Source organism: Sphingomicrobium lutaoense (assembly GCF_014195685.1).
Taxonomy (GTDB): Bacteria; Pseudomonadota; Alphaproteobacteria; order Sphingomonadales; family Sphingomonadaceae; genus Sphingomicrobium; species Sphingomicrobium lutaoense.
This window is the reverse complement of record NZ_JACICF010000002.1, coordinates 332,501-356,656: the sequence shown is the minus strand read 5'-3', so window position 1 is coordinate 356,656 and position 24,156 is coordinate 332,501. Positions and strand designations below refer to the sequence as shown.

General features: G+C 64.6%; 30 protein-coding genes, 1 tRNA gene and 2 rRNA genes (1 of these 33 running past the window's edge). 8 read left to right on the top strand and 25 right to left on the bottom strand.

The genetic code is table 11. The features are described from left to right. Nucleotides 1–11: 11 nt before the first annotated feature. Nucleotides 12–437, bottom strand: a complete 426-nt coding sequence (locus FHS50_RS10025; RefSeq protein ID WP_183934289.1) for a VOC family protein — start codon at nt 435–437, stop codon at nt 12–14. Nucleotides 438–552: 115 nt separating this feature from the next. Between FHS50_RS10025 and FHS50_RS10020 the strand changes: the two genes are divergently transcribed. Continuing rightward, complete coding sequence (locus FHS50_RS10020; protein WP_183934425.1) at nt 553–1,728, top strand: acetyl-CoA C-acetyltransferase; 1,176 nt, start codon at nt 553–555, stop codon at nt 1,726–1,728. On the opposite strand, the gene FHS50_RS10015 is transcribed toward FHS50_RS10020, so the two are convergent. The 11 genes from FHS50_RS10015 to FHS50_RS09965 form a co-directional block, all read right to left on the bottom strand. Further along, on the bottom strand, nt 1,725–2,330 hold the full coding sequence (locus FHS50_RS10015) for a glutathione S-transferase (protein WP_183934288.1): 606 nt from the start codon (nt 2,328–2,330) through the stop codon (nt 1,725–1,727). The genes FHS50_RS10020 and FHS50_RS10015 overlap by 4 nt on opposite strands. Continuing rightward, on the bottom strand, nt 2,327–3,277 hold the full coding sequence (gene trhO, locus FHS50_RS10010; RefSeq protein ID WP_183934287.1) for an oxygen-dependent tRNA uridine(34) hydroxylase TrhO: 951 nt from the start codon (nt 3,275–3,277) through the stop codon (nt 2,327–2,329). The genes FHS50_RS10015 and trhO overlap by 4 nt, the downstream gene beginning before the upstream one ends. 81 nt (nt 3,278–3,358) lie before the next feature. Further along, entirely contained in the window at nt 3,359–3,616 is a 258-nt protein-coding gene (locus tag FHS50_RS10005) for a hypothetical protein (protein ID WP_183934286.1), read from the bottom strand. Between the two features lie 17 nt (nt 3,617–3,633). Then, on the bottom strand, nt 3,634–4,248 hold the full coding sequence (locus FHS50_RS10000) for a DUF305 domain-containing protein (protein WP_183934285.1): 615 nt from the start codon (nt 4,246–4,248) through the stop codon (nt 3,634–3,636). Between the two features lie 45 nt (nt 4,249–4,293). Further along, nucleotides 4,294–4,683 carry a DUF302 domain-containing protein gene (locus FHS50_RS09995; RefSeq protein ID WP_183934284.1) on the bottom strand — a complete coding sequence of 130 codons (390 nt, stop codon included), beginning with the start codon at nt 4,681–4,683 and terminating at the stop codon, nt 4,294–4,296. A 36-nt stretch (nt 4,684–4,719) separates the two neighbouring features. Beyond that, nucleotides 4,720–5,409, bottom strand: coding sequence for a YybH family protein (locus tag FHS50_RS09990; RefSeq protein ID WP_246333119.1), 690 nt, complete (start codon nt 5,407–5,409; stop codon nt 4,720–4,722). Between the two features lie 10 nt (nt 5,410–5,419). Further along, on the bottom strand, nt 5,420–6,601 hold the full coding sequence (locus FHS50_RS09985) for a copper resistance protein B (protein WP_183934283.1): 1,182 nt from the start codon (nt 6,599–6,601) through the stop codon (nt 5,420–5,422). After that, nucleotides 6,598–8,361 carry a copper resistance system multicopper oxidase gene (locus FHS50_RS09980; protein ID WP_183934282.1) on the bottom strand — a complete coding sequence of 588 codons (1,764 nt, stop codon included), beginning with the start codon at nt 8,359–8,361 and terminating at the stop codon, nt 6,598–6,600. Before FHS50_RS09980 ends, FHS50_RS09985 begins: the two co-directional genes overlap by 4 nt. Nucleotides 8,362–8,421: 60 nt before the next feature. Beyond that, nucleotides 8,422–8,985, bottom strand: a complete 564-nt coding sequence (locus tag FHS50_RS09975) for an RNA polymerase sigma factor (RefSeq protein ID WP_183934281.1) — start codon at nt 8,983–8,985, stop codon at nt 8,422–8,424. A 5-nt stretch (nt 8,986–8,990) separates the two neighbouring features. Further along, nucleotides 8,991–9,431 (bottom strand): periplasmic heavy metal sensor, encoded by a 441-nt coding sequence (locus FHS50_RS09970; protein ID WP_183934423.1) that lies wholly within the window; start codon nt 9,429–9,431, stop codon nt 8,991–8,993. A gap of 2 nt (nt 9,432–9,433) precedes the next feature. Next, nucleotides 9,434–9,688, bottom strand: coding sequence for a hypothetical protein (locus tag FHS50_RS09965; RefSeq protein WP_183934280.1), 255 nt, complete (start codon nt 9,686–9,688; stop codon nt 9,434–9,436). 114 nt (nt 9,689–9,802) lie between these two features. Here FHS50_RS09965 and FHS50_RS09960 point away from each other — a divergent pair, with 114 nt between their 5' ends. The 3 genes from FHS50_RS09960 to FHS50_RS09950 all read left to right on the top strand — a co-directional run bounded on the left by FHS50_RS09960 (nt 9,803) and on the right by FHS50_RS09950 (nt 11,148). Further along, nucleotides 9,803–10,474: a DUF2231 domain-containing protein gene (locus tag FHS50_RS09960; protein ID WP_183934279.1), complete on the top strand. Its 672-nt coding sequence runs from the start codon at nt 9,803–9,805 to the stop codon at nt 10,472–10,474. An 82-nt stretch (nt 10,475–10,556) separates the two neighbouring features. Further along, nucleotides 10,557–10,757, top strand: a complete 201-nt coding sequence (locus FHS50_RS09955) for a YgaP family membrane protein (protein WP_183934278.1) — start codon at nt 10,557–10,559, stop codon at nt 10,755–10,757. A gap of 13 nt (nt 10,758–10,770) precedes the next feature. Beyond that, nucleotides 10,771–11,148, top strand: coding sequence for a hypothetical protein (locus FHS50_RS09950; RefSeq protein WP_183934277.1), 378 nt, complete (start codon nt 10,771–10,773; stop codon nt 11,146–11,148). Here the strand turns inward: FHS50_RS09950 and FHS50_RS09945 are convergent. Then, entirely contained in the window at nt 11,145–11,759 is a 615-nt protein-coding gene (locus FHS50_RS09945; protein WP_183934276.1) for a response regulator transcription factor, read from the bottom strand. The two genes, FHS50_RS09950 and FHS50_RS09945, sit on opposite strands and share 4 nt — an antisense overlap. Beyond that, entirely contained in the window at nt 11,756–12,916 is a 1,161-nt protein-coding gene (locus tag FHS50_RS09940) for a two-component system sensor histidine kinase NtrB (RefSeq protein WP_183934275.1), read from the bottom strand. The genes FHS50_RS09945 and FHS50_RS09940 overlap by 4 nt, the downstream gene beginning before the upstream one ends. 141 nt (nt 12,917–13,057) lie before the next feature. On the opposite strand from FHS50_RS09940, the gene FHS50_RS09935 reads away from it, so the two are divergent. Next, entirely contained in the window at nt 13,058–13,870 is an 813-nt protein-coding gene (locus tag FHS50_RS09935; RefSeq protein WP_183934274.1) for a universal stress protein, read from the top strand. A gap of 31 nt (nt 13,871–13,901) precedes the next feature. On the opposite strand, the gene FHS50_RS09930 is transcribed toward FHS50_RS09935, so the two are convergent. Then, a complete protein-coding gene (locus FHS50_RS09930) occupies nt 13,902–14,549 on the bottom strand; it encodes a Crp/Fnr family transcriptional regulator (RefSeq protein WP_183934273.1) in 648 nt (215 codons plus the stop codon). Nucleotides 14,550–14,706: 157 nt separating this feature from the next. Between FHS50_RS09930 and FHS50_RS09925 the strand changes: the two genes are divergently transcribed. Both FHS50_RS09925 and FHS50_RS09920 read left to right on the top strand, forming a co-directional pair. After that, complete coding sequence (locus FHS50_RS09925) at nt 14,707–15,144, top strand: CBS domain-containing protein (RefSeq protein WP_183934272.1); 438 nt, start codon at nt 14,707–14,709, stop codon at nt 15,142–15,144. A gap of 44 nt (nt 15,145–15,188) precedes the next feature. Next, nucleotides 15,189–15,401, top strand: coding sequence for a hypothetical protein (locus tag FHS50_RS09920; RefSeq protein WP_183934437.1), 213 nt, complete (start codon nt 15,189–15,191; stop codon nt 15,399–15,401). A 7-nt stretch (nt 15,402–15,408) separates the two neighbouring features. Here the strand turns inward: FHS50_RS09920 and FHS50_RS09915 are convergent, their stop codons facing one another. The 7 genes from FHS50_RS09915 to FHS50_RS09885 form a co-directional block, all read right to left on the bottom strand. Then, nucleotides 15,409–15,651, bottom strand: a complete 243-nt coding sequence (locus FHS50_RS09915) for a DUF6868 family protein (RefSeq protein WP_183934271.1) — start codon at nt 15,649–15,651, stop codon at nt 15,409–15,411. After that, nucleotides 15,648–16,112, bottom strand: a complete 465-nt coding sequence (locus FHS50_RS09910) for a DUF2267 domain-containing protein (RefSeq protein WP_183934270.1) — start codon at nt 16,110–16,112, stop codon at nt 15,648–15,650. The genes FHS50_RS09915 and FHS50_RS09910 overlap by 4 nt, the downstream gene beginning before the upstream one ends. Before the next feature lie 84 nt (nt 16,113–16,196). Next, nucleotides 16,197–17,939 (bottom strand): SulP family inorganic anion transporter, encoded by a 1,743-nt coding sequence (locus FHS50_RS09905; protein ID WP_183934269.1) that lies wholly within the window; start codon nt 17,937–17,939, stop codon nt 16,197–16,199. After that, nucleotides 17,939–18,358, bottom strand: a complete 420-nt coding sequence (locus FHS50_RS09900; protein WP_183934268.1) for a DUF6691 family protein — start codon at nt 18,356–18,358, stop codon at nt 17,939–17,941. The genes FHS50_RS09905 and FHS50_RS09900 overlap by 1 nt, the downstream gene beginning before the upstream one ends. Further along, nucleotides 18,355–18,804: a YeeE/YedE family protein gene (locus FHS50_RS09895; RefSeq protein ID WP_183934267.1), complete on the bottom strand. Its 450-nt coding sequence runs from the start codon at nt 18,802–18,804 to the stop codon at nt 18,355–18,357. The genes FHS50_RS09900 and FHS50_RS09895 overlap by 4 nt, the downstream gene beginning before the upstream one ends. Then, nucleotides 18,801–19,727, bottom strand: coding sequence for an MBL fold metallo-hydrolase (locus tag FHS50_RS09890; protein ID WP_183934266.1), 927 nt, complete (start codon nt 19,725–19,727; stop codon nt 18,801–18,803). Before FHS50_RS09890 ends, FHS50_RS09895 begins: the two co-directional genes overlap by 4 nt. A gap of 165 nt (nt 19,728–19,892) precedes the next feature. Continuing rightward, nucleotides 19,893–21,200: a L,D-transpeptidase family protein gene (locus FHS50_RS09885; protein ID WP_183934265.1), complete on the bottom strand. Its 1,308-nt coding sequence runs from the start codon at nt 21,198–21,200 to the stop codon at nt 19,893–19,895. Nucleotides 21,201–21,393: 193 nt separating this feature from the next. On the opposite strand from FHS50_RS09885, the gene FHS50_RS09880 reads away from it, so the two are divergent. After that, nucleotides 21,394–22,038 carry a DsbA family protein gene (locus FHS50_RS09880; protein WP_183934264.1) on the top strand — a complete coding sequence of 215 codons (645 nt, stop codon included), beginning with the start codon at nt 21,394–21,396 and terminating at the stop codon, nt 22,036–22,038. Between the two features lie 102 nt (nt 22,039–22,140). Here FHS50_RS09880 and FHS50_RS09875 read toward each other — a convergent pair. The 3 genes from FHS50_RS09875 to FHS50_RS09865 all read right to left on the bottom strand — a co-directional run. Continuing rightward, nucleotides 22,141–22,217 (bottom strand) — tRNA-Met (locus tag FHS50_RS09875). A 106-nt stretch (nt 22,218–22,323) separates the two neighbouring features. Then, nucleotides 22,324–22,438, bottom strand: a 5S ribosomal RNA gene (rrf, locus tag FHS50_RS09870). Between the two features lie 96 nt (nt 22,439–22,534). Further along, nucleotides 22,535–24,156: ribosomal RNA gene (locus FHS50_RS09865) — 23S ribosomal RNA — on the bottom strand; it runs 1,170 nt beyond the window's last position.

Genomic DNA, 24,156 nt, shown 5'->3' with positions numbered 1-24,156 from the left:
TGGAAAGGCGGTCAGTCGCGCGCGAAGATCTGCCGAGGATCGGCGAAGGCCTTGAATTCGAGCGCATTGCCCGCCGGATCGCGCAGGAACATGACATGCTGCTCGCCTGCCTTGCCCTCGAAACGGACATGGGGCGCGATCACGAAGTCGGTGCCTGCCGCTTCGAGACAGTCGGCAAGGGCCTGCCACTGGGCGACCGGCAGCAGCAGCCCGAAATGGGGGACCGGCACCTCATGGCCGTCAACCGGGTTGGATGCGCGGTCGCCCGCATCGGGGGCGAGATGGGCGACGATCTGGTGGCCGTGGAAGTCGAAATCGACCCATTCGGCGCTCGACCGGCCTTCGCGGCAACCGAGAAGCTCGCCATAAAAGCGGCGCGCGGCGGCGAGATCGTCGACCGGGAAGGCGAGGTGGAAGGGCGCAAGCGTTGCGGTCATGGCCCAAGCGGTAGCGGCAAAGCGCGGGCTTGGCGATGGTCTCCCCGCCCAAGACTTGCCGAGCGGGAGCGCGCGGCCTACCCCCTTTTCCCCTGATCTTTCGAGGAGAGCGATGATGGGCGAGGCCTATGTGATGGCGGCGCGGCGGACCGCAGGCGGCAAGCGCGGCGGAGCGCTCCGCGAGTGGCATCCCGCCAACATGGGCGCGCGGATTCTCGATGCGCTGGTCGCCGACAGCGGGATCGATCCCGCCGCCATAGAGGATGTCATCATGGGCTGCGTGAGCCAGGTCGGCGAGCAGAGCTTCCATATCGGGCGAAGCTGCGTGCTCGCTTCCTCGCTTCCCGACAGCGTGCCCGCGGTGACCATCGACCGCCAGTGCGGCAGCTCGCAGCAATCGCTCCATTTCGCCGCGCAGGCGGTGATGAGCGGGACGCAGGACGTGGTGATCGCCGCCGGAGTCGAAAGCATGACGCGGGTGCCGATGGGATCGCCCACCATGCTGGCGGTGAAGGCGGGGGTAGGCAAAGGTCCGTGGAGCCCCGCAATCCTAGAGCGCTATGGCGTCACCCAGTTCAGCCAGTTCACAGGCGCCGAGATGATCGCCGCCGATTACCAGATGGCGCGCGAGGAATTGGATGCCTTTGCCTTGTCGAGCCATCGCAAGGCCGCCGAAGCGACGCGGGAAGGCGCTTTCGAGGCGGAAATCCTGCCGCTCGACGGAGTGGACCGCGAGGGTAATGCGATCTGCCACGACCGTGACGAGGGGATTCGCGAGGATGCCTCGATGGAAGGGCTCGCCAGTCTCGATCCGATCAGCGAGGGCGGCAGGATTACCGCGGGCAATGCCAGCCAGATCTGCGATGGCGCCTCGGGCGTGATGGTGGTGAGCGAGAAGGCGCTGGCCGAACATGGGCTCACTCCGCTGGCGCGGATCGATGCGCTGGCGGTGACCGCGGGCGATCCGGTGATCATGCTGATGGAGCCGATTCCCGCGACCGCGCGGGTGCTCGAACGAGCCGGGCGCGGGCATGACGATATCGACCTTTATGAAGTCAACGAGGCCTTTGCGCCGGTGCCGCTGGCCTGGCTCAAGGAGACGGGTGCCGATCCCGAGCGGCTCAACGTTCATGGCGGGGCGATCGCGCTCGGCCATCCGCTCGGGGCGAGCGGGACCAAGCTGATGGCGACGCTAATCCATGCGCTGCGGCGGCGGGGCGGGCGCTTCGGCCTGCAGACGATGTGCGAGGGCGGCGGCATCGCCAATGCCACCATCGTCGAGGCGCTCTAGCCTTCGGCTTGCCAGAGGGGGTGCTTGACCATCACTTCGGCAAAACGGGGTGAAGCGAGGGCTGCGTCGAGCCAGGCGCGGAGGCGCGGCAGCGGTTGAGCATCGAACCATGCGCGGTCGTGCATCGCGAACTGGCGGACGAAGGGCATCACTGCCGCGTCGGCCATCGTCCATCGGGGGCCGCAAAGATAGGGCTGCTTTTCCAGCCGCGCTTCGAGTTCGGCGAGGATTTCCAGAGCGGCGGTACGGTGGGCGATTTCGTCGCTGTCGTGGCGCGAGGCATATTTGTAGCGGTCGAGATGATGCTTGAAGGGACCGTCGATGCGCTCGATGAGCGCGGGGTCGTCGCCTTCGAGCCAGCTTTCGGGATCGTTGCGGCCGAGCGCCCAGCGCATCACCTCGATGCTTTCGTCGATCACCTTGCCCTGGGCAAGGACGAGCACGGGGACGGTGCCCTTGGGCGAGGCAGCGAGCATCTCCTCTGGCTTGTCGCGCAGCAGGATCTCGCGATGTTCGACCTCGGTGCCGCTGGCATGAAGCGCCAAGCGGGCGCGGATCGCGAAGGGGCAGCGGCGGAAGCTGTAGAGGATGGGCAAGCTCATTCGCTTTCCGGCGGGCGGGCGCCGACATGGGTCTTGCCGCGCCGGGCGGCGAGCTGTGTCTGGCGGTGGCGTTCGCGGTAGCGGCGGCGCTGCTCCTCGCTGCGGATGTCGTGGCAGGCGGGGCAGCTGGCGCCTTCCTCGTAGAGAGGCGAGGCGCGGTCGGCGGCGGAGACGGGCATGCGGCAGGCGCGGCACAGCCGGTAGTCGCCGACCTTCAGCCCGTGGCCGACGCTGACCCGCTCGTCGAAGACGAAGCAGTCGCCTTCCCAGACGCTTTCTGCGGGCGCGACCTGTTCGAGATAGGCGAGGATGCCGCCTTCGAGGTGATAGACCTCGTCCACGCCCTCGGCCTTGAGGAAAGCGGTCGATTTCTCGCAGCGGATTCCGCCGGTACAGAACATCGCGACGCGCGGGGTTCGGCCTTCGGCTTCCCAGCGGGGGCGCTGTTCGCGCAACCAGCCGGGCAGGTCGCCGAAGCTGCGGGTCTGGGGGTCGATCGCGCCCTTGAAGGTGCCGATCGCGACTTCATAATCGTTGCGCGTGTCGATGAGGATCGTGTCGGGGTCGGCGATCAGTTCGTTCCACTCGGCGGGTGGGACATAGGTGCCGACGATTTGTCCGGGATCGATGCCCTCGACGCCCATGGTGACGATCTCGCGCTTCAGACGGACCTTCATCCTGTGGAAAGGAGGCGTGCTGGCGGTCGACCATTTGACGGGCATCGCCGCGCAGCCCGGCAGCGCGCGCAGATGGGCAAGCAATTCTTCGAGCGCGGGGCGGGTTCCGGCGACTGTGCCGTTCAATCCTTCGGGCGCGAGGAGGATGGTGCCCTTGATGCCAAGGCCTTCGCAGCGCTCGATCAGCGGCGCCCGCAGCGCGGCGGGCGCGTCGAACCGGGAAAAGCAGTAGAAGGCCATCACCGAGGATGGCGGGGTTTCGGGCCTCATGGCGCGGGGGTCTCGTCTGGCTGGGCGGGCTGGGGCGGCCCTTAGCAACCCCGCCCCGGCCCGCCAAGTCGCGCGCGTCTATCAGGCGCTGTCCGAGCGGTTGAGGAGGCGTTCGATTTCCTCGGCGGCATATTCGGTGAGGGGATGGCGCTTGGCATCGGGGCGCGCACGGATATTGTCGGCATAGGCTGCGACGATCTGCCGCTGTTCGTCACTGGCGGTGGACAGAAGCGCGGCGACGATCGTCTCGAGCGCGATGAGCCGGATGCGCATCTGCACCAGTTCGGCATGTTCGAGCTCGGGAACGTCCCAGCTGCCTTCGTCATTCGTATCGGTCATGGCCGCGTTCCTTTCGCTTATCGTTCGACGGTGACTGCGTCGCGCAGTTCGGGAGTAACGGGCTTTTCGAGCCGTTCCCTAGCCTTGTCATAAAGTTCGGGGGTAAGTTCGGCGGGGACCGGGGGAAGCGCGGTTCCGTCGCCCTGCTTGCCGTTGCGCTCGATATCCTCGAGCAGCAGCTTCATCTCGGCGATTTCACGCACCTGCGCCTCGATGATCTCGTCGGCGAGCTTGCGAACGCGGGGGTCCGAAATGTCGCCCTTGCGCGCATTGTGGATGGCGATCGAATGGTGCGGGATCATCGACTTCATGAAATGTTCGTCGTCGATCAGCGCCTGTCCGCGGTTGATGAAGAGCAGGCCGACAAAGGCGATGAGCGCGGCGACGAGGACCATCATCTTGGTCGATTTGTCGCGATACATATTCCACATGAAGAGAAGCATGATGATGACCATCACCGAGCCGGAGACCAGCGAGGAAATCAGCCGGTTCATGCTGAAGGTGAGATGGCTGCCTTCGTAGACCAGCTGGTACATTAGGAAGAACATCGTCACGGTCGCGGTCGCGATCATGCCGAAGAATCTGAGCCATTTGGTCTTTTCCGAAGGGGCGTGGTGCATCCGGTCGTTCATGAATTCCCTCTGTACTGAAGTTCGGCCCCCGCCCCTTGATGATGGTCAGATCGCTTCGATCACTCCCTTGAGCTTGCCGGCCACCTGCTCGGCGACCTGGCGGACATCGGGATTGTCGATGGCGCGCATCGAAGCGACCGGATCGATCGCCGCGACTTCGATGCGGCCATCGTCCAGCTTCTGGAGAATGAGATTGCAGGGAAGCATGGTGCCGATCTTGTCCTCCACCTTGAGCGCTTCATGCGCGAGAGCAGGATTGCAGGCCCCGAGGATCTTGTAGGGCCGGAATTCGACCCCGATCTTTTCCTTGAGCGTGGCCGACACGTCGGCCTCGGTGAGGATGCCGAAACCTGCCGAGGACAGCGCCTCGCGGGCGCGTTCCTCGACCTTTGCCATGTCCATGCCCTCGATCTGGCGGGCAAAATAATAGCTCATGCTTCCTCTCCCGCTGTGGGTGGAAAAAGCGCCGCCCTAGCGCGGGGTGCGCGATGAACTGTGATAACGAATGATCTTCCAACCCGTTGCGTCATGCTTGAGCACCGAGGTGGCCGTTCCCTGGCGCGCGATCTCGCGGCCATCATCGAGCGTGATGTCGTAGCGATAGGTTTCGCGGCCCAGCGCCATATGCCCCATCACTTCGACGTCGATCGTGGGATCGGTGAAGGTGAAGCTCTTGATGGCGTGCAGCTCGGGCCCGAGATGATGTTCCATATAGTCCGCGAAGCTGCCTTCATATTTGCCATTTTCGAAGACATGGCTGTCCTCGGCGAACAGCGAAGTCATGGCATCGGCATCGAGCGCGACGAGCGCGTCGCGATAGGCCTTGAGCGTGCCCATGGCGCCTTCCATCATCTTCGCCTGATGTTCGCCATGCATCTTGTGCATGTCATGACCGGCATGCCCGGCCATCATTTTCTTGCACTTGGCCTTTATCTCCTCGCTGCCGTCCATAATCTCCTTGCACTTGGCCTTCATTTCCTTGTGCTTGGCCATCATTTCCTGGTGGCGGGCGTGCATGGCGTCCCTGTCGGCCATCATCTCGGCATTTTCCTCGCCGGTCGGGCCATGGCCTTCGGGATGATGCTGATGACCTTCCTGCTGCGCGTGAACGGGCGCGGCGAGGATGCCGAGAAGGGCAATGGGGGCAATCAGGCTTTTCATAGTCATTCTCCTAGAACCAGAAACGGATACCGGCGACGATGTTGGTGCGGCGGGCGGCATGGCCTTCGGCGCGGGCGAAATCGGCCGTCCCGCCGACCAGCCACTCCTGTTCGAGGCCGATGTAGGGCGCGAATTCGCGGGCGAATTCGTAGCGCAGGCGAACCCCCGCCTCGACGAACGAGAGACCCGCGCCCACGCCCAGTTCGGGAACGTCCTGCGCGGCAAGCGACAGTTCGGCGCGCGGCTGGAGGATCAGCCGCGGGGTGATGCGCTGGTCGAGTTCGACTTCCACATCGGCGGTCAGGTCGCCCTTGTTCGACAGGAACAGCCCGGCATCGACCTCGAAAAGATAGGGCGCAAGCCCCTGGATTCCGACGGTGGCATAGGTGCGCGCGGGGCCGGTCAGGTCCTGGCGGATGCCGGTCTGGAGGTCCCAGTAGGGCGCGATGGCGTGCGACCAGAGACCCTGCACGTCGGCGCCTTCGAGCGATCCGCCCCATTCGCCTTCACCTTCGCTCTTGAACCAGAACTTGTCGAGATCGCCGCCATAATAGCCCTGGACGTCCCAGAGGTAATTCTCGCCTTCGTCGGCGACACGCAGCTCGGCACGGTCGGCCTGGAACCAGAAGACCTTCTGGCCGCCATTCTCGATGCGCAGCTTTTCGCGGGCGCGGTCCATCGCTTCCTTGCCCCATAGCGCTTCGGCGGCGCGCGCGGGGCCGCTGCCCGCTTCGGGCGGAGGCGGGGCCTTGGGAATGACCATCATGTCGTGGCCGGCGTGGGGATCGTCCTTGCCCATGTCATGGCCCGCGTGGGGATCCTCATCGCCCATGTCGTGGCCGGCGTGGGGGTCGTCTACCTGCGGCATGGCCATGTCGTGACCCGCATGGGGATCGTCCTGCGGCATCGCATGGGCGGAATGGTCGACCTGTTGCGTCGTCGCGGCGGGTCTGGCGACCGGGTTGGGAGCGGGCTTCGGCGCTGCCTTGGGAGCGGGTTTGGCAGCAGGCTTGGCGTGGCCCGCATGGCCGTGCGTCGAGGCCTTGGGGGCAGGCTTCGGGGCTGCCTTGGGAGCGGTCTTGGCCGCAGGCTTCTTCGCGGGCTGGCTGGCGCTCGTCGCGGGCTTGGCCTTGGGCGGGTGATGATGCTGGTGCTGCTGGAGCGCGAGCAGGAGAGCGAGAGTGAGGCTCATGACTGGCCTCCCTGGGGCGAGGCAACCGTCACGATCTGAAACATCCCGGCGTGCATGTGGTAGAGAAGATGGCAGTGGAAGGCCCAGTCACCCGGCTCGTCGGCGGTGAGGTCGAACTGGGCGCTGCCGCCCGGCTGCACGTTGAGCGTATGCTTGAGCGGCTGGCGGCCCTTGGGCGAGCCGTTGACCAATTCGAAGAAATGGCCGTGCAGATGGATGGGGTGTGCCATCATCGTGTCGTTGACGAGCTTGACCCGCACGCGCTCGTTATAGGCGAAGCGAATGGGATCGTCGGAAACGGCGCTGAACTTCTGGCCGTCGAACGACCACATATAGCGTTCCATGTTGCCCGTCAGGTGGATCTCGACCAGCCGCGAGGGCGTGCGGTTGTCCTTGTTGGGATGGAGCGCGCGAAGATCGGTGTAGCGCAGGACGCGGTGATCGACCTTGTCGAGCCCGATGCCCGGATCGCCCATGCGGTCGACGGGATTGGGGGCGACCATGTCCACCCCGGGCCCGGCCTTCACCGTCGGAGGAAGCAGCGAGGTATCGCGCATGTTCATGTCGCCCATGTCCATGCCGCCATAGCCCGAACTGTCGCCATGACCGCCATGGCCTCCGTGGCCGCCATGACCCCCCTCGCCATGTCCTGCCATGCCCATGTCGGCCATGGTGAGAAGCGGCGGATCGCGAAGCGCCGGCACCTCGGCGCGCGCGCCCGGGCGCTGGACGAGCGTGGCCACCGCCATGCCCGAGCGGTCCATCGATTCGCCGACGATCGTATAGGCCTCGGCCGAACCCGGCGTGACGAGGATGTCATAGGTCTCGGCGGGGCCGATCTGCAGTTCCTCGACGCTCACCGGCACGACCGGCTGGCCATCGGCGGCGACGACCTCGAAGGAAAGGCCGGGAATGCGGATGTTGAAAAAGGTCATCGCGCCCGCATTGACGATGCGCAGGCGCACCCGCTGACCCGGCGAGAAACGATATTCGAGCCCGTCATCGGCGGCGTGGCCGTTGGCGAGATAGGTATAGTTGGGCGCCGAGACGTCGAGAATGTCGGTCGGCATCATGCGCATCCTGGCCCACATCCGCCGTTCCTCTCCGGTCAGCGGATAATCGTCGGTCCAGTGGCGCTGCTGATAGTTGAAATAGCCTTCGCCCTTCTTGAGCTTGTCGAAGACGGTGTGCGGGTGGAGGCGGCTGAACTCCGAGAGCACCATCACATAGTCATGGTCGGCCTCGATCGGATCGGGGCCCGCCGGATCGACGACGATCGCGCCATAATGGCCCATCTGTTCCTGGAGGCCCGAATGGCTGTGCCACCAATAGGTGCCGCTCTGGCGGACCGGGAATTCGGCGACGAAGGTCTGGCCCGGCGCGATGCCCGGGAAGCTGACCCCCGGGACGCCGTCGAGATGGAAGGGCACGAGAAGGCCGTGCCAGTGGATCGAGGTGTCCTCGCCCAGATGGTTGTGCACCGCGAGCTGGACCGTGGTGCCTTCCTTGAGCCGGAGCAGGGGGCCGGGCACGCTGCCGTTGACCGCGATCGCATGGCCCGAATGGCCCGCGATGCGAGTGCGGCTGTGGCGGACATCGAGGTCGATGCGCGGGCCGCGCACTTCATCGAAGCCCTGGCGGACGAGGCCATGGCCGATATCGGCGCCCCGCGCCCAGGCGGGCATCGCCGCGTTGAGGCCGAGGAGCCCGGCAGCGCCGAGGCCGCCGCTGATGAATTTCCTACGATCGATAGTGGGCACGCAATATCCTTCCGGGGGGGGCGTTTGCTCTTTCGGGGCTTCTTACGACCGGGAAGGGGATTATCCCTCAAAAAAATCGATCGCGTGGCGCAAACGCTTGCGGGCGCGATAAAGTCGCATCTCGATGGTCTTGGGGGTGGTGCCGGTGAGCGCGGCGGCTTGCCGGTGGCTCATTCCCTCGATCGCGATGAGCACGAGCGCTTCCTTGAGGCGGGTGGGCAATCGGTCGATCTCGGACTGGACCTGCGAAAGCGCCATCGTGTCGCCTACGCGCATTTCCGGGTCGGGGGCCTCGTCGCGCTCGTCGGCGGCATCCTGCCCGAGGCCGAAGAGGCGCGCGGCCTTGCGGCGGCGAAGCTGGTCGCGGCACTTGTTGAGCGTGACGGTGGTCAGATAGGGCAGCACCGGGCGGTCGGGTTCGAGCCGCTGGCGGGTCCTCCATACCGCGGCGAGCGCATTCTGAACCGCGTCCTCGGCCTGGCTGGTCGAGCCGAGCATCCGGCGCGCGATGCCGAGGAGGCGCGGGACGAGCGGGAGGACGAGGCGGTCGAAGGCCTCGCGTTCGCCGGCGGCGACCTTTCGCACCAGCGCCGCTTCCCGTTCCTCTTCCTCCGGCCGGGCCACGCGCCCTATTCGCGCTGCGGGCCGGTCAGCGAACGGCTGATCTGCCGGTCGAAGGCGCGGCCCTGCTCCTCGTCGAGAAGTTCGCGCATCGCGAAGATGTGGCGCATCGTCGCCTTCTGCAGTTCGCCCATCGCGCCATGGACATCGTCGATGGCCGCGCTGACCTTGGGGCCGTAGCGATGCTCTTCTTCCATTGCCCTGGCGAGGCGGGCGTTGGCGCGGCGCAATTCCTCTTCGAGCCGCTGACGCTCGGCGGCGAAATCCTCCTCGACCCGGTCGAGCGCGGCGTCCTGTTCGGGCGTGAGAGTGAGTTCATCATGGAGGAAATCATGAATGCTGGGCCGTTCGTCGGCGCTGCCCCACTGCGAGGCGGCCAGCGCGCCCAGCGACCCCGCCAGCACCGCGAGCAGGAGCGCGAGGACGATGTGGCGGCGCGTGACCTGCATTGTCATCGCAGCAGCGTCGAGGGCGACAGCGCAGCCACGTCGACGAGCCCGTAGCGCGGCTGGTCGGCATGGGCAGGTGCCTCGATGGTAGCGAAGCCCGCGCCGAGCGCGACCGTCACCATTCCCATGAGAAGCCCCGTGCGGCGGCGGCGCTCGGCCGCTTCGGCGAGCTGCGCGACGCGGGCCCAGACACCCTGCATGAAGGCTTCGGGTACCATGGTTTCGCCTTGCCTGGCGTCATCCTGCCTCGTCGTCATCACTCTTTTCCGTTCCCTTGCCCTTGCCTGCTGCATGGGCTGTTACGTTGTGACGCGGCCGATCCCTCAAAGTCAAACATGAGGGAGAGCGCCGCGCCCTGCGTAAGGATAGGCATGAACCGCTTTTTCCGCCTCAAGGCCGCCATTCTCGCCCTCTTCCTCCTTGCCGGCCCCGCGCCGGCGCACGAGGGGCACAAGGAAGACATGACCGATGCCGAGATGGCGCAGATGGAAGCGATGGCCAACCAGCTGGGCATGCCCTCGCCCGAGGAAATGATCCATCACGAGGGCGAGGAGATGCACGCGCCCGCGCCGCCGCCGATCAGTGCCGAGGAAGCGCTGCAGGCGGCGATCGAGAAGAACCGCGCGACTTCGGCGAGCGATTTCCTCGGCCGGCTCCACCCGGTCGCGGCGCATTTTCCCATCGCTCTCCTGCTGGTCGCCTTTCTTGCCGAACTGGCATTGATGGCGCGGCCCGGCCTCGGGCTGGAGCCGACGGTGCGCTTTCTCGTCGCGGGAGGCGCGATCGGGGCGGCACTGGCGGCGCTGCTCGGCTGGTTCGCGGCGGGCTGGCGGCTATCCGACCGGTCGGAAATCCTTGCCATCCACCGCTGGAACGGGACCGGAATCGCGCTGGTCGCGCTCGTCACCGCATGGTTCGCGCTTCGCGACGCGGGGCGCACCCGACTGCGGATCGGGCTGTTCATTCTTGCCGCGGCGCTCATCATGCAGGGCTATTATGGTGGGGAAATGGTATTCGGCCCCAATCACATGGGCATCCGCTAAGTAGTCTAACCGATGGCGGGGGCCATGCCCGCCTTCCTAGGATCCTCCCCGCGCATTCTCGTCGCGGAAAGGAAGGACCATCATGCACGCCAATGTCGGAACCGCCGACCGGATCAGCCGCTATGCCGCCGCGGCAATTCTCCTCTCGCTGGCCGTGTTCGGCGTCATCGGAGGTGGGCTGGCGGCCGCGGCGATGATCATTGCGGCGATCCTCATCCTCACCAGTCTTTTCAGCTTCTGCCCGCTTTACCGGCTGCTCGGCCTCAACAGCTGCCGGTCATGAGGCGCGCCGGTCGATGAACGAGCATCTTTCCGACTGGTATGCGGTGCGCCTCGAACTGGCGCGAACGCCTGCCTTCCCGCAGGGATCGGCGGCGCGGGGCTATATCCTCCATCTGCCCGTGGGGCGCGCGGGGGTCATCGACGGCGAGGCGATCCGCAAGACGTCCTCGCGCGCGATCGTGCGGCGCTTCTGGCCCAACGAGCCCGAACTGGTTGGCCAGCTCATCCCGACCGGCGGGGACTGGGCCTTTTCCTATCGCGACGGGCCCGATGACGACGAGATGCTGGCACGGCTCGCCAACCATCCGATCTCGGCCGGAAACTATCTCACCATCACCGAGGCCGATGGCGATGTCTGTCCCTATCGCATCGCCGAGATGAAGCTGATCTAGCCCTCTTCCTCGGCGGCGAAGACGATGCGGAGCACGTCCGAGAGGCTGCGCGCCTCGAGCTTTTCCATCAGGTTGGCGCGGTGCACCTCGACCGTGCGCGGGCTGATGCCGAGATCATAGGCGATGGTCTTATTGGGGTGGCCGCGCGCCAGCCCCGCGACGACATCGCGTTCGCGCGGCGTGAGGCCGTTGAGGAGCAGTCGTGCCTCCTCGGCATCATGGAGATGGCGGGCATGGCGTTCGAGCCTTTGCCCCGCTCTCTCGATCGCGTTCATCAGCGCTTCGCTGCGGAAGGGCTTTTCGAGGAAATCGACCGCGCCTTCCTTCATTGCCTTCACCGCCATCGCGACATCGCCATGGCCAGTGATCATCACCACCGGCGAGCGCACTCCCTTCTCCCCCAGCAATTTCTGGATCTCGAGCCCGTCGCGGCCCGGCATGCGGATGTCGAGGAGGATGCAGCCGGGTTCGAGACGGTCGACTTCGCGCAGGAAAGCCTCGCCGCTTTCGAAGCTGCGCGAGGGGCGGCGCTGCTGGTCGAGGAGGAAAGCGATGGAGCGGCGCATCGCCGGGTCGTCATCGACGATATAGACGGAGAAAGGCTCGGTCATGGGGCTTCCTTCGCGGCGGGTGGAGCGGGAAGGGTGAAGCGGAAGACGCTACCTCCATCCTTGCCCTTTTCGGCCCAGATGCGCCCGCCATGCGCCTCGACGATGCGATGGCAGACCGACAGGCCGAGCCCCATGCCGTCGCGCCGCGTGGTAAGGAAGGGCTGGAACAGCCGGTCGGCGATCGCGGGGTCGATGCCGGGACCATTGTCGGCGACCGCCAGTTCGACCATGTCATCGGCAGCCGGGCGCGCATGGATTTCGATCCTCTTGTCGCGGACCTTTTCCATTGCCTGGAGCGCATTGCGGATGAGGTTGACGAGGCATTGCTGGACCTGGATGCGATCGACCAGCAGCCAGTCGGCGGCCTCGTCGATATGGGTCGAGATCGTGACATTGGCGCCGTCCCCGTCGGCGAGCGCCAGCGCGACCGCTTCCTCGATGATGTTGGCGAGCGATTCCTTGCGGCGCTCGCCGTCGCCATGGCTGACGAATTCGCGGATGCGGCGGATGATCGTGCCCGCGCGCTCGACCTCGTCGGCGCAATGGGCGAGCGCTTCGCGGATCTTTGTGCTGCCTTCCTGCTGGCCGGCAGCGATCGCGGCGGCGGCCTCGACATAGTTGGAGATGGCGGCGAGCGGCTGGTTGAGTTCATGCGCGATCGCCGAGGCAATCGTTCCCGTTCGGGTGATGCGGTCGGCGCGCGCGAGGTCGCGCAGGAGCCCATGCAGTTGGCGCTCGTTCTGGTGCTGGCGGCTGACGTCCTGGATGAAGCCGACGAAGAAGCGGCGGTCATCGATGATCGCTTCACCGACATGGAGGTCGATGGGAAAGGTCCGCCCGCTGCGATGGCGCGCGCGAGTGGCGCGGCCGATCCCGATGATGCGCTTCTGTCCCGTGGTGAGATAGCGGTTGATATATTGGTCGTGCCGTTCGCGGTGGGGCGAGGGCATGAGCATGCTGACATTCTCGCCCAGCACCTCGGCCTCGCCATAGCCGAACATCTGTTCGGCGCTCTTGCTGAAGGCCTCGATATGGCCGGTCTCGTCGATGAGGATCATCGCGTCGGGGACCGCTTCGGCGATGGCAGCGAGCGGGACGCGCGACGCCACGCCCTCGACCCCCGCGGGCGCATTTTGGTCCTGGTCCCGGTCAGCCATGGCGTGGGCGTCCTTCCCCCGAGCGTGGCCCGCACCATAGGCCAAATGGCGCGCGGCGGCGAGAGCGGTGCATCCGTATCAATCCCAATGCCCCGCCCCTTCCCCGAAAGTTAGACAGGCCCCCGACCAAGGGAGGCCGACATGACCACCATTCTTCTCGATGCGCAGGATGACGAACGCATCCAGGCCGTAACCGAAGCCGCGCTGGCCTGGACCCGGGCGACCGGCGGGCATCTTCATTGCCTGCAGGTCTCGCCCTACGAGGCCTATGTGACCTCGGGCGGGTTCGGCGATCTCTACGGGCTCGGCCAGCTCACCAAGGCGATCGACGAGCGCGGCGAGGCCTTCGAAAAGGAATTGCGCGAGGAATTGGGCAACGAGGACGTGTCCTGGGATTATAACCGGCAAACGGGCCATGCGATCACTGCCATCGTCCATCGCGCGGCGATGGCCGACCTGCTTGTCACCAGCCGCCATGTCCACCGGGCGATCGGCTGGTCCTCGGCGCTGGCGCGGCTGGGCGAGATCCTGACCCGGTCCCGCACCCCGGTCTTCATTCCAGGCGATGACGACCATCATGTCGATCCCAAGGGGACCGCGGTGATTGCCTGGGACGGCAGCTACGAGATTGCCAATACGGTGCGCACCAGCGTGCCCTTCCTGCGGCTGGCGAGCGACGTCAAGGTGGTGACGGTCGAGGAGAAGGAAGAGGAATTCCCGGGCACCGAACTGCTCAAATATCTGTCGCGCCACGATGTCCATGCCGAGCTGCACGTCGAGCCGTTCGACGAGGACGAAGTCGAGACCGTCCTGCTCGGTCATGCGCGTCTGTCGGAAAATCCCTATCTCGTCGTGGGTGCCTACAGCCATAGCCGGGTAGGCGAATATCTGTTCGGCGGAGTCACGCGCAGCCTTCTGAAATCCTGTCCGGTCGGGCTGGTGATGAGCCATTGAGTTATTCGGAGAAGGGTACCGGATCCCTCCTTCATGCCATGAGCAGGCGGCGTTGCAGCCCGGCCGCGCGGCGCAGCCCTGCTTCGTCGCGGATTACGAGCCGGTCCTGCGCGGGCTGTTCGATGAGCCCCTGTTCGCGGAAGCGGCGCAGTGTGCGGCAGATCGTCTCGGGCGTGGTCGCGAGATAGCAGGCCATGTCGACCTGCGAGAGCGGGAAGCGCAGTCCCGCGCCACCGGGCAGCAAGCGGGGGGCGATGCCGAGGAGGAAGGCTGCGATCCGGCTCGGGATGTGATGGCGGCTCAAGAGAATCCCGCGTTCGGCGAGCCGATCGACGCCCCCTGCCAGCGCAACGCCGGTTTCCAGCCGGGGAGCGACCACGCCTTCCTCTTCGAGCACATAGCTGCAGTCCGAAGCGGCTTCGAGCGTGAAGCGGTGACGGCCTGCGAGCGGGCGTTCGGCGATTTCGCCGGGTAGGACGAAGGCGATGAGGTTGCGTTGGCCTTCCTCGTCATAGCGGAGCAGGCGGCCCGCGCCCGAGAGCAGCTTCACATAGAGCGATGACGGTTCCTCCTCGCGGAAAATGCTTTCTCCCGCGCCTGCGAGCGCGATGCGCTGTCCGACATAATGCAAGCTGCAATCGCGATCGGCGACGCCGCGCTGCCAGGGCATGTCCGTCATGGGTCCCGTCTCCTCGAAATCCTTCCTACGCGCCCGCGCGTGCGGAGACATTCGGGGAAGATACTTAGCCCGGCGCGGCGCGGCGCTTGACCGGGATCAACGCCCCGCCGGGCATCGGGGTGTAGAGCCGGATTTCCCCATCCATTGGAGAAAGAGCATGCAGATCAACAAGTTGATGAGCCAGGAAGCCAAGTCGGTCCAGCCGTCGGAGAATCTGGCCAATGTCGCCCGCATCATGCAATCGCAGAATATCGGCCTACTTCCGGTCGAGGAGGAAGGACGCATCCTCGGGGTGATTACCGATCGCGACATCGTGACCCGCGGGCTGGCGCAGGGGAAGGACCCTCAGAGCATGAGCGTGCGCGAAGCGATGACCAGTCCCGCCACCTGCTGCCATGAAGGCGATTCGATCGAGAGCGCCGCGGACCAGATGAAGAAAGGCCATTTCCGCCGCCTGCCGGTGCTCGACAAGCAGGACAAGTTGGTCGGGGTGCTGAGCCTCGATGACATCGCCCAGCGCGGGTCGGCAAAGCTCGCGGGCGAAACGCTGGCCAAGGTGATGGAAGCGAGCGAGCCCAATTTGGCGCTCGCCTGATGGGTTCATGCAACCAAAGCCGTGCCGCGGCGCTTGATATTCCGATGAGCAAGGAAGCGAATTCGGGAGCCGAGCGTCGCGGCGGCCTATCGGGCGGCAAGCCGCCACGCGAACTGCCCAACCCGCGCCCGCCCGAAGAGCCGGTGCGCGATCCCGGCCCGGCCCCTGAGCGGCCCGCCGAGACGCCGGGCATTCCGCCCGACCCCATGCCCTCGCCCCCGCCGAGCGAAACCCCGCCGCCGATGAGCGAAGCCTGACGCCGGTCTAGGCGATGATCTTGAGCGCCAGCCAAGGCGCGAAGGAGAAGAGGATCGCGAGCATCTTGAAGCGGGCGAGGAAGTCCACATAGAGGATCCGGAGCCGCCGCTCGGGCAATCCCGTCAGGCGGCGGTGAATCGCGATCACCGGCCCCGCCGCCATCGTCAGGATGAAAGCCGCGACGAACAGGAAGGCGAAATTGATCACCGTCATCCAGCCGAAGAAGGAAGTGAGCTGGTCGATCGTCACAGGCCGGCCTTCATCATCGGCGGGCGCATCGCGATATTTTCGGGCCAGAGGTCGCGGATCGACTTGGGCAATGCCTGGCGCACCTTTTCGACTTCGCCCTTCGAGATATGTTCGTCGAGGACCATGAAAACCGCGCGGATGGCATCGCGCGGATCGACCCCGCGACTGTCGCTGAGACCGCGGCGCACCTCGTCGATGAACTGGTCCTCGGTATGCACGTCGGGCCGTTCATGGCCGGGCTGGTAGAGATCATAATAGCCCCCGCGCACGATCAGCGGCAGTTGCGCCGAAAGATGCGAAGCGAGTTCGGGGGTGAGCCGGTCGCGCAGTGCGCGCAGCACGGTGGTAAGCACCTTCCAGGCGGTCTGGCGGTCGGGGCCGATCTGCCCCATGATTTCCTTGAGCCAAATGTTGGTGGTGTGGATCGTCTTGTCGAACAGGTCCAATCCGGTGGTAGCCATGGCTTGTCACTCCCTTCGGGTATGGTGGTGGCGCGCATCAGGGCGCCGTGCCGGGGAGTCTAATCGCCTGCCGGACAGGGGGCTTTACGTAGCTTTCCCGACCCCTTGCCCGCCTTCGAGCGCGGCAACCGCATGGTCGTGCGACAGGAAGACCTTGCCGTTCAGCTCGTCGAGGAAGTGGGTGCGGCGCAGCCGGTCCATCACCGGGCCCTTCACTTCGGAGAGATGGAAGGCAATGCCCCCGTCCTTGAGGCGGTGGTTGATCGCCTCGAGGCTTTCGAGGCCCGAGGCGTCGATCGCATTGACCGCCGAGGCCATCAGGATGACATGCTGGACCTCGGGCTGGTCGGCGACGCGTTCGAGCACATATTCCTCGAGCCAGCGGGCGTTGAGATAGGTGAGGCTTTCATCGACGCGGATCGAGAGGATCGCGGGGTCGGTGATCACTTCGTGGCGAAGCACGTTGCGGAAATGTTCGGTGCCGGGGACTCGGCCGACGATCGCCGCATGGGGGCGCGAGGCGCGCCAGAGATAAAGCAGCAGTCCGACCGCGACGCCTGCGATCACGCCCAGTTCGACGCCTGCCCACAAGGTGATGAGGATGGTCGCCATATGGGCGGCGAAGTCGGCCTTGGAATAGCGCCACAACCGCCCCGGGGTCTTGAGATCGACAAGGCTCAGCACCGCGACGATGATGGTCGCGGCCAGCGTGGCGATGGGCAGGTTGAAGAGAAGCGGCGTGAGGAAGAGCGAGGCAAGCGCGATCCCCACCGCGGTATAGGCGCCGGCCGCCGGGGTTTCGGCGCCCGCGTCGAAATTGACCACCGAGCGGGCAAAACCGCCGGTCACCGGATAGCCGCCCGAAAAGGCGCTGGCGATGTTCGAGGCGCCGAGGCCGATGAGTTCCTGGTCGGGCGCGATGCGCTGGCGACGCTTGGCGGCGAGCGTCTGGGCGACCGACACGCTTTCGACGAAGCCGATGATCGAGATAAGGAGCGCGGGCACCCAGAGCTGGCCGATGAGGCCCATGTCGAAGGACGGCAGGGCGAAGGGCGGAAGCCCCTGCGGAATCGCGCCGACCAGATTCACGCCCTCGTCGCCGAGGTCGAGGAAGATCGCGGCGAGAATGGTGGCCGCGACCGCGATCACCGGCCCGGCCTTGGCAATGATCCCCGCCATGCGCGGGGCGAGGCCGATGGCTTCGAGCGCGGGCTTCAATCCCTTGCGGACCCAGAAAAGGAACAGCGTGGTGGGCAGGCCCATCGCGAGCGTCCAGCCGTTGACCGTGCCGAGCGACGCGGCGAGCGAGGAAAGCATGTCGGGCCAATTGTCGCCGCCCGCGCGCACCCCGAGGATATGCTTGAGCTGGCTGGTCGCGATGAGGATGCCGCTGGCGGTGATGAAGCCGCTGATCACCGGATGCGACAACAGGTTGGCGAGGAAGCCCATGCGCAAAAAACCGAGGATCGCGAGCATCGCGCCCGACAGCATCGCCAAGGTGATCGCGGCCTCGAGATATTGGGCGGTTCCCTGTGCGGCGACCGCGCCCGCCGCCGAGGCGGTCATCAGCGAGATCACCGCGACCGGGCCGACCGCGAGCGTTCGGCTGGTCCCGAAGATCGCATAGGCGACCAGCGGGAGGATCGAGGCGTAAAGACCCACGACCGGCGGCAGTCCCGCAAGCAGTGCATAGGCAAGGCTTTGCGGGATGAGCATGATCGTGACGATCAGCGCCGCGACGAGGTCGCTGGTCAGGATCGAGCGGTCATATTGCCGGCCCCATTCGAGAATGGGGAGATAGCGCGCCAGTCCCTTGGGAGCCGCCATCAGGCCGCCTTTTCAAAGATCCGGACGAGGCCCATCCCCGCGAACATCGCGGCGAGGAAAATGACCGCCGAAGAAGGCTCGACCACGAGCGCGGCGATACCGGGCCCGGGACAGAGCCCCGCGACGCCCCAGCCGACGCCGAAGAGCAAGGAGCCGATCACCAGCCTGGAGGTGAGGTCCGAGCGGTCGGGCAGGGCGAACTTGGGAGCGAACAGCGGCTGCTTCATTCCCGACTGGAAGCGCCAGGCGATCGCCATCACGATCACCGCGCCGCCCATCACGAAGGCAAGCGTGGGATCCCAGTCGCCGAACAGGTCGAGAAAGCCGCGCACGCGCGCGGGATTGGTCATCCCGCCGAGCGCGAGGCCCGCGCCGAACAGGGTGCCCGAAAGCAGCGGGGGAAGGATGCGTCCGATCATTTGAGCACCTCCAGCCCCAAGGCGTTCATGATTGCCACCGTCGCGATGCCCGCTGCCATGAAGGTGATGGTCGCCACCACCGAGCGGTTGGACATCCGGCTGACGCCGCACACGCCATGGCCGCTGGTGCAGCCGCTGCCGAGGCGGGTGCCGACGCCGACGAGCAGTCCGGCGATCACCAGCGGGACGGGGCCCGCGAAAGTCGCGGGAATGCCGCCCTGCAGGAAGGCGATGATCAGCGCGCCCAAAGGAAGGCCGATGAGAAAGCTCCATGCGCTCGAGGATGACATGCCGGTCTTGCTGATCCCCAGCGCGCGGGCGCTGATGCCCGACACGCCGGCGATGCGACCGGCACCCAGCAGCATCAGCGCGGCCGCGAGGCCGATGAGGATGCCGCCACCCAGCCCCGCGAGAGGCGCTGCGTCCGGAAAGCCTGGCAAGGTCATACGGCGTTCACCGGGATCTTGATGTAGCTCACGCCATTATCCTCGGGATCGGGCAGCCGCCCGCCACGGATATTGACCTGGACGCTGGGCATGATGAGCTTGGGCATGGCCAGATCCTTGTCCCTGCGGTTTCGCATTTCGACAAATTCCTCCTCGGTGACGCCGTCCTTCACATGGACATTTTCGCGGCGCTGCTGTCCGACGGTCGATTCCCACGCATATTCATCGCGGCCCGGCGCCTTGTAGTCGTGGCACAGGAATAGCCGGGTTTCGTCGGGAAGCGACAGGATGCGGCGGATCGAGCGGAACAGCTGTCCGGCATCGCCGCCCGGAAAGTCGGCGCGCGCGGTGCCGAAGTCGGGCATGAAGATGGTGTCGCCGACGAAATCGGCATCGCCGATGATGAAGGCCATGTCGGCGGGCGTATGGCCGGGCACATGGAGCGCGATGCCTTCGAGTTCGCCGATGCGGAAGGTCTCGCCATCGACGAACAATTTGTCGAACTGAGAGCCGTCGCGCTCGAACTCGGTGCCGGCATTGAACAATTTGCCGAAGACGTCCTGCACCTTGATGATGTCACGGCCGATCGCGAGCTTTCCGCCGAGCCGCTCCTGGAGATAGGGGGCGGCCGAGATATGGTCGGCATGGGCATGCGTCTCGATATGCCAGACGACCTCAAGGTCGTTCGAATGGACATATTCGATGACCCGGTCAGCCGAGCCGTTCGAGGTGCGGCCCGAGGCGGCTTCATAGTCGAGCACCGAATCGATCACCGCGGCTTTGCGGCTTTTCGGGTCGTGCACGACATAGGTCACCGTATTGGTCGCCTCGTCGAAAAATCCGGCGATCGAGGGGCGCAGGCTCTTGTCCTCGCGGGCGCGCAGGATCTGCTCCTTCGCGGCCTGGAGTGCAGTATCGGCCATGCCAGGCTCCTATTCGAATGATTAAGCTAAGTGCTTATGTATAACACGTTTTTTCGCTTTCGAGGGAGACCAACGCCTCAACGGTGTCCAAGGTTCAATGGACGCGCGGCGATGGGCCGTACGCGCGCGCGACGGCCTGCAATGCTGGATGAGGAAGTGGGGCGCCTAGCGGGCGCTGTTGGCCGAGCGGGTCTCGCCCGCGGCCTGTCGCAGCTGGTCGCGGCGATAGACATCGGCGCGGCGCACCACCCCGCCTTCGCCCGGGAAACGGGTGAAATAGGTGAGATAGACCGGGACCGGGGTGGGCAGGTTGACGAGATCCTCGGGCTTGTCGGAATCGGGCACCTTGCCGTCGAACAGGATTTTAGCGAGGCCGTCGGCATCCTCGAGGCGGACGCAGCCGTTCGACAGGTCGCGGCTGACCTCGTCGAACAAATGCTTGCCCGGGGTATCGTGCAGATAGATGCCGAGATCGTTGGGGAACTGGAACTTGACCTTGCCCATGCCATTGCCGGGGCCGGGTTTCTGGCGGACCTTGATCTCCTTGCGGCCTTCGGCGACCGCCTTCCAGTCGACCGTCTTGGGGTCGATGATCTTCGGGTCGTGCGACCATTCGTCAACGACCTGGTAGCCGCGACCGTTGAAATATTTCATGCCCTCGGCCAGCACGCGCTTGGCGATGGCATCGCGGGTGATATGGCCCGGGACATGCCAATAGGGATTGAGCGCCGCCCAGTAGATGGTGCTGGCGATCATCGGGGTCTCGGTCTCGGGGGCACCCACGATCACGCGCATCGAGGCGCGCGGCGCATTGCCTTCATAGACATAAAGTTCGGCCGCGGCGGCATCGACGAGGATGTAACGCGGGCGATTGACGGGGAGCAGCCGCGCGCGGTCCATATTCTCGAGAAGAATGCGCCGTTCGGCGGGATCACTGGTGCGCGTGACCTCTTCACGCAGGCCGCGATAGATGGGGTGCATCCAGCGCAGATCGCGAAGATAGCCCATCGGATCGGCGGCGAGCGCACTCATCACTTCGAGCGTCGAGGGCGGGCCCGGATAGGCCCAGCGATCGCCGATGGCGACCGGCATCGAGGCAGGGACCGTGCGGCTGTCCTGGACGAATTTGACGAAAGCGCCCGAGAGCCTGCGGTCGAGTGCCTTGCGCGCCTCGGGCTTGTCCAGCTTGGCGCGGAGGGCCTTCTTGAGGTCGGCGTCGAGATAGTCAGCCGGGTCGAGCCCGTCGCGTTTCGCGCCTTCGAGCAGGGCGAGGAGCGCGTGTCCCGCTCCATTGAGCCCCTTTTCGCCGACCCAGATCGGATCGGGGCGCGCGGCGTAGAAACGGTCGAGATCGCTATATTGCGGCGTCTCGGCTCCCTGGGGCGCGGCAGCTTGGACATGCACGGGCGCGGCAAGTGACAGCGCAGCAAGAGCGAGGCAAAGCGATCGGGCGGGGAGAAGGTGACGCAACATGGAAAACCTTATGACAATGATCAGCTTAAGCTAGCCTGAGCCGGCACATCCTTTACGGATCATCTTCAACGACCACTCGGGCAAGACGATCCATTTCCCACGACCGACGGCTTGGCGGGCACCGCTCGTCGCTTGCGTCAGCCCAGCTTCAGACGCGATGTGCATGGTCGAAGGCCAATGAAAGAGGAACGGTATGCGTAAATTCATCTGTTTGAGCGGAGCCGCGCTTGCTTCGCTGGCGAGTGCCGGGGTCGCGCTGGCGGGAAGCCCTGCCAATCTTGCCGCGAGCGTTGCCAATGGCGAACTCAGCCGGGAATATTTCACCGAGGACCCGATCGCTCCGCGCTATTCGCCCAGGGGGTATGACGTGACCATCGTCATGTATACCGACTATCAATGCCCCGTTTGCCGCGCTTCGCATGGCACCTTGAAGAAGCTGGTCGCGAGCGATCGCAAGGTGCGGATCATCTATCGCGACTGGCCGGTGTTCGGTGCGGCTTCGGACAAGGCGGCGCGGCTCGCGATCGCGAGCATGTGGCAGAAGAAGCATCGTGTCTTCCACGACCAGCTGATGCAAGTGCAGGGACCGCTCGACGATGCCAAGATCCGCGCCGCCGCCAAGCGCGCGGGGGTCGATTGGGCGCGATTAGAGAGCGATCTCAAGAAGCATGACGACAAGATCAGCGCGCTCATGTCGCGCAACGATCACCAGGCGGCGCTGCTCGGGCTCGAGGGGACGCCGGGCTTCATCATCGGCCGCTCGCTGGTGCCGGGTGGGCTCGATCTCAAGGAGATGCGCGAGCTGGTCGCCAAGGCCCGCAAGGGCGGCGCTTCCTGACGTTGGAAAGCAGACCCTCCCCTGCGCCCCCGGGCGTGCGGGGAGGATTGCAGGCACAAAAAAAGCGCCGCCCTGCAGGAGGGAAGCGCTGCTTCTGATCGGTGGTTGCGGGGGTAGGATTTGAACCTACGACCTTCAGGTTATGAGCCTGACGAGCTACCGGACTGCTCCACCCCGCGTCACCGGACGGGCCTTGTCGGCCCTATAAACACGAAAGCCGCCGCCTGAGGTTCAAGCAGCGGCTGTCGAAGACAATGTGAATGGGTTCGATACGGCGGTCGCAAAGCCTGGCGACGACCTACTCTTCCAATGCTTAAGCATAAGTACCATCGGCGCTGTCCGGTTTCACGGCCGAGTTCGGGATGGGATCGGGTGGGTCACGGACGCTATGGTCACCAAGCTATGGGACCGTCGTATCGAAATTCCAGAAATCTTTGATCAAACTAGTGAGCGATCGCACACGACAGCTCGAAAACTGTCGATGATGGTGGGATCCATCAAGCGCGAATTGAGTAATTAGGACCGGTTAGCTCCATGCGTTACCGCACTTCCACACCCGGCCTATCAACGTGGTAGTCTTCCACGACTCTATGATACCTTATCTTAAGGGAGGCTTCCCGCTTAGATGCTTTCAGCGGTTATCCCGTCCATGCATAGCTACCCTGCTGCACCGTTGGCACGATGACAGGTCCACCAGAGGCATGTTCACCCCGGTCCTCTCGTACTAGGGGCAACTCCTTTCAAGTATCGACGCCCACGGCAGATAGGGACCAAACTGTCTCGCGACGTTCTGAACCCAGCTCACGTACCACTTTAATTGGCGAACAGCCAAACCCTTGGGACCTGCTCCAGCCCCAGGATGTGATGAGCCGACATCGAGGTGCCAAACAACCCCGTCGATATGAGCTCTTGGGGGTTATCAGCCTGTTATCCCCGGCGTACCTTTTATCCGTTGAGCGATGGCCCTTCCACGAGGGACCACCGGATCACTATGACCGACTTTCGTCTCTGCTCGACTTGTCAGTCTCGCAGTCAGGCAGGCTTATGCCATTGCACTCTTGCAGACGGTTTCCAACCGTCCTGAGCCTACCATCGCGCGCCTCCGTTACTCTTTAGGAGGCGACCGCCCCAGTCAAACTACCCGCCACAGAGGGTCCCTGAACCGGATAACGGTTCGAGGTTAGACAGTAAAAAACAACAGGGTGGTATTTCACCAACGGCTCCACACTGACTGGCGCCAGTGCTTCAAAGCCTCCCACCTATCCTACACAATTGTTTTCCACTGCCACTCTGAAGCTGCAGTAAAGGTGCACGGGGTCTTTCCGTCTAACCGCGGGTACTCCGCATCTTCACGGAGAATTCAATTTCGCTGAGCAGATGTTGGAGACAGTGGGGAAGTCGTTACGCCATTCGTGCAGGTCGGAACTTACCCGACAAGGAATTTCGCTACCTTAGGACCGTTATAGTTACGGCCGCCGTTTACTTGGGCTTCAATTCGGAGCTTGCACTCCTCCTTTTAACCTTCAAGCACCGGGCAGGCGTCAGACCCTATACGTCGTCTTGAAGCCGACTTAGCAGAGCCCTGTGTTTTTGATAAACAGTCGCTACCCCCTGGCCTGTGCCCCCCGCCACTGGTTGCCCAATGACGGGGCCTCCTTCTTCCGAAGGTACGGAGGCAATTTGCCGAGTTCCTTCAACATCCTTCTCTCAAGCGCCTTGGTATACTCTACCTGACCACCTGTGTCGGTTTCGGGTACGGTCTTAATGGAGGGGCTATTTCCTGGGACAACTTCACCGCCCTTCCAATCCGATAAGGAAGAACAATTTACGTCATCCGTCACACACCTCCAGGTACAGGAATATTAACCTGTTTCCCATCGACTACCCCCTTCGGGCTCGTCTTAGGGGCCGACTCACCCTGCGCGGATTAGCCTTGCGCAGGAACCCTTGGTCTTTCGGCGAGAGGGCATCTCACCCTCTTTATCGCTACTCATGTCAGCATTCTCACTTCTGATATCTCCACGGTCGGTTACCCTTCCGCTTCACAGACTTACAGAACGCTCCGCTACCGCTCGTAGTAAACTACGAACCCTAAGCTTCGGTGCATACCTTTAGCCC

Bases quoted from the DNA above. Each gene is read 5' to 3' on its own strand.
- FHS50_RS10025 (WP_183934289.1), bottom strand. From the start codon at position 437: ATGACCGCAACGCTTGCGCCCTTCCACCTCGCCTTCCCGGTCGACGAT.
- FHS50_RS10020 (WP_183934425.1), top strand. From the start codon at position 553: ATGGGCGAGGCCTATGTGATGGCGGCGCGGCGGACCGCAGGCGGCAAG.
- FHS50_RS10015 (WP_183934288.1), bottom strand. From the start codon at position 2,330: ATGAGCTTGCCCATCCTCTACAGCTTCCGCCGCTGCCCCTTCGCGATC.
- trhO (WP_183934287.1), bottom strand. From the start codon at position 3,277: ATGAGGCCCGAAACCCCGCCATCCTCGGTGATGGCCTTCTACTGCTTT.
- FHS50_RS10005 (WP_183934286.1), bottom strand. From the start codon at position 3,616: ATGACCGATACGAATGACGAAGGCAGCTGGGACGTTCCCGAGCTCGAA.
- FHS50_RS10000 (WP_183934285.1), bottom strand. From the start codon at position 4,248: ATGAACGACCGGATGCACCACGCCCCTTCGGAAAAGACCAAATGGCTC.
- FHS50_RS09995 (WP_183934284.1), bottom strand. From the start codon at position 4,683: ATGAGCTATTATTTTGCCCGCCAGATCGAGGGCATGGACATGGCAAAG.
- FHS50_RS09990 (WP_246333119.1), bottom strand. From the start codon at position 5,409: ATGAAAAGCCTGATTGCCCCCATTGCCCTTCTCGGCATCCTCGCCGCG.
- FHS50_RS09985 (WP_183934283.1), bottom strand. From the start codon at position 6,601: ATGAGCCTCACTCTCGCTCTCCTGCTCGCGCTCCAGCAGCACCAGCAT.
- FHS50_RS09970 (WP_183934423.1), bottom strand. From the start codon at position 9,431: ATGCAGGTCACGCGCCGCCACATCGTCCTCGCGCTCCTGCTCGCGGTG.
- FHS50_RS09965 (WP_183934280.1), bottom strand. From the start codon at position 9,688: ATGACGACGAGGCAGGATGACGCCAGGCAAGGCGAAACCATGGTACCC.
- FHS50_RS09960 (WP_183934279.1), top strand. From the start codon at position 9,803: ATGAACCGCTTTTTCCGCCTCAAGGCCGCCATTCTCGCCCTCTTCCTC.
- FHS50_RS09955 (WP_183934278.1), top strand. From the start codon at position 10,557: ATGCACGCCAATGTCGGAACCGCCGACCGGATCAGCCGCTATGCCGCC.
- FHS50_RS09950 (WP_183934277.1), top strand. From the start codon at position 10,771: ATGAACGAGCATCTTTCCGACTGGTATGCGGTGCGCCTCGAACTGGCG.
- FHS50_RS09945 (WP_183934276.1), bottom strand. From the start codon at position 11,759: ATGACCGAGCCTTTCTCCGTCTATATCGTCGATGACGACCCGGCGATG.
- FHS50_RS09940 (WP_183934275.1), bottom strand. From the start codon at position 12,916: ATGGCTGACCGGGACCAGGACCAAAATGCGCCCGCGGGGGTCGAGGGC.
- FHS50_RS09935 (WP_183934274.1), top strand. From the start codon at position 13,058: ATGACCACCATTCTTCTCGATGCGCAGGATGACGAACGCATCCAGGCC.
- FHS50_RS09930 (WP_183934273.1), bottom strand. From the start codon at position 14,549: ATGACGGACATGCCCTGGCAGCGCGGCGTCGCCGATCGCGATTGCAGC.
- FHS50_RS09925 (WP_183934272.1), top strand. From the start codon at position 14,707: ATGCAGATCAACAAGTTGATGAGCCAGGAAGCCAAGTCGGTCCAGCCG.
- FHS50_RS09920 (WP_183934437.1), top strand. From the start codon at position 15,189: ATGAGCAAGGAAGCGAATTCGGGAGCCGAGCGTCGCGGCGGCCTATCG.
- FHS50_RS09910 (WP_183934270.1), bottom strand. From the start codon at position 16,112: ATGGCTACCACCGGATTGGACCTGTTCGACAAGACGATCCACACCACC.
- FHS50_RS09905 (WP_183934269.1), bottom strand. From the start codon at position 17,939: ATGGCGGCTCCCAAGGGACTGGCGCGCTATCTCCCCATTCTCGAATGG.
- FHS50_RS09900 (WP_183934268.1), bottom strand. From the start codon at position 18,358: ATGATCGGACGCATCCTTCCCCCGCTGCTTTCGGGCACCCTGTTCGGC.
- FHS50_RS09895 (WP_183934267.1), bottom strand. From the start codon at position 18,804: ATGACCTTGCCAGGCTTTCCGGACGCAGCGCCTCTCGCGGGGCTGGGT.
- FHS50_RS09890 (WP_183934266.1), bottom strand. From the start codon at position 19,727: ATGGCCGATACTGCACTCCAGGCCGCGAAGGAGCAGATCCTGCGCGCC.
- FHS50_RS09885 (WP_183934265.1), bottom strand. From the start codon at position 21,200: ATGTTGCGTCACCTTCTCCCCGCCCGATCGCTTTGCCTCGCTCTTGCT.
- FHS50_RS09880 (WP_183934264.1), top strand. From the start codon at position 21,394: ATGCGTAAATTCATCTGTTTGAGCGGAGCCGCGCTTGCTTCGCTGGCG.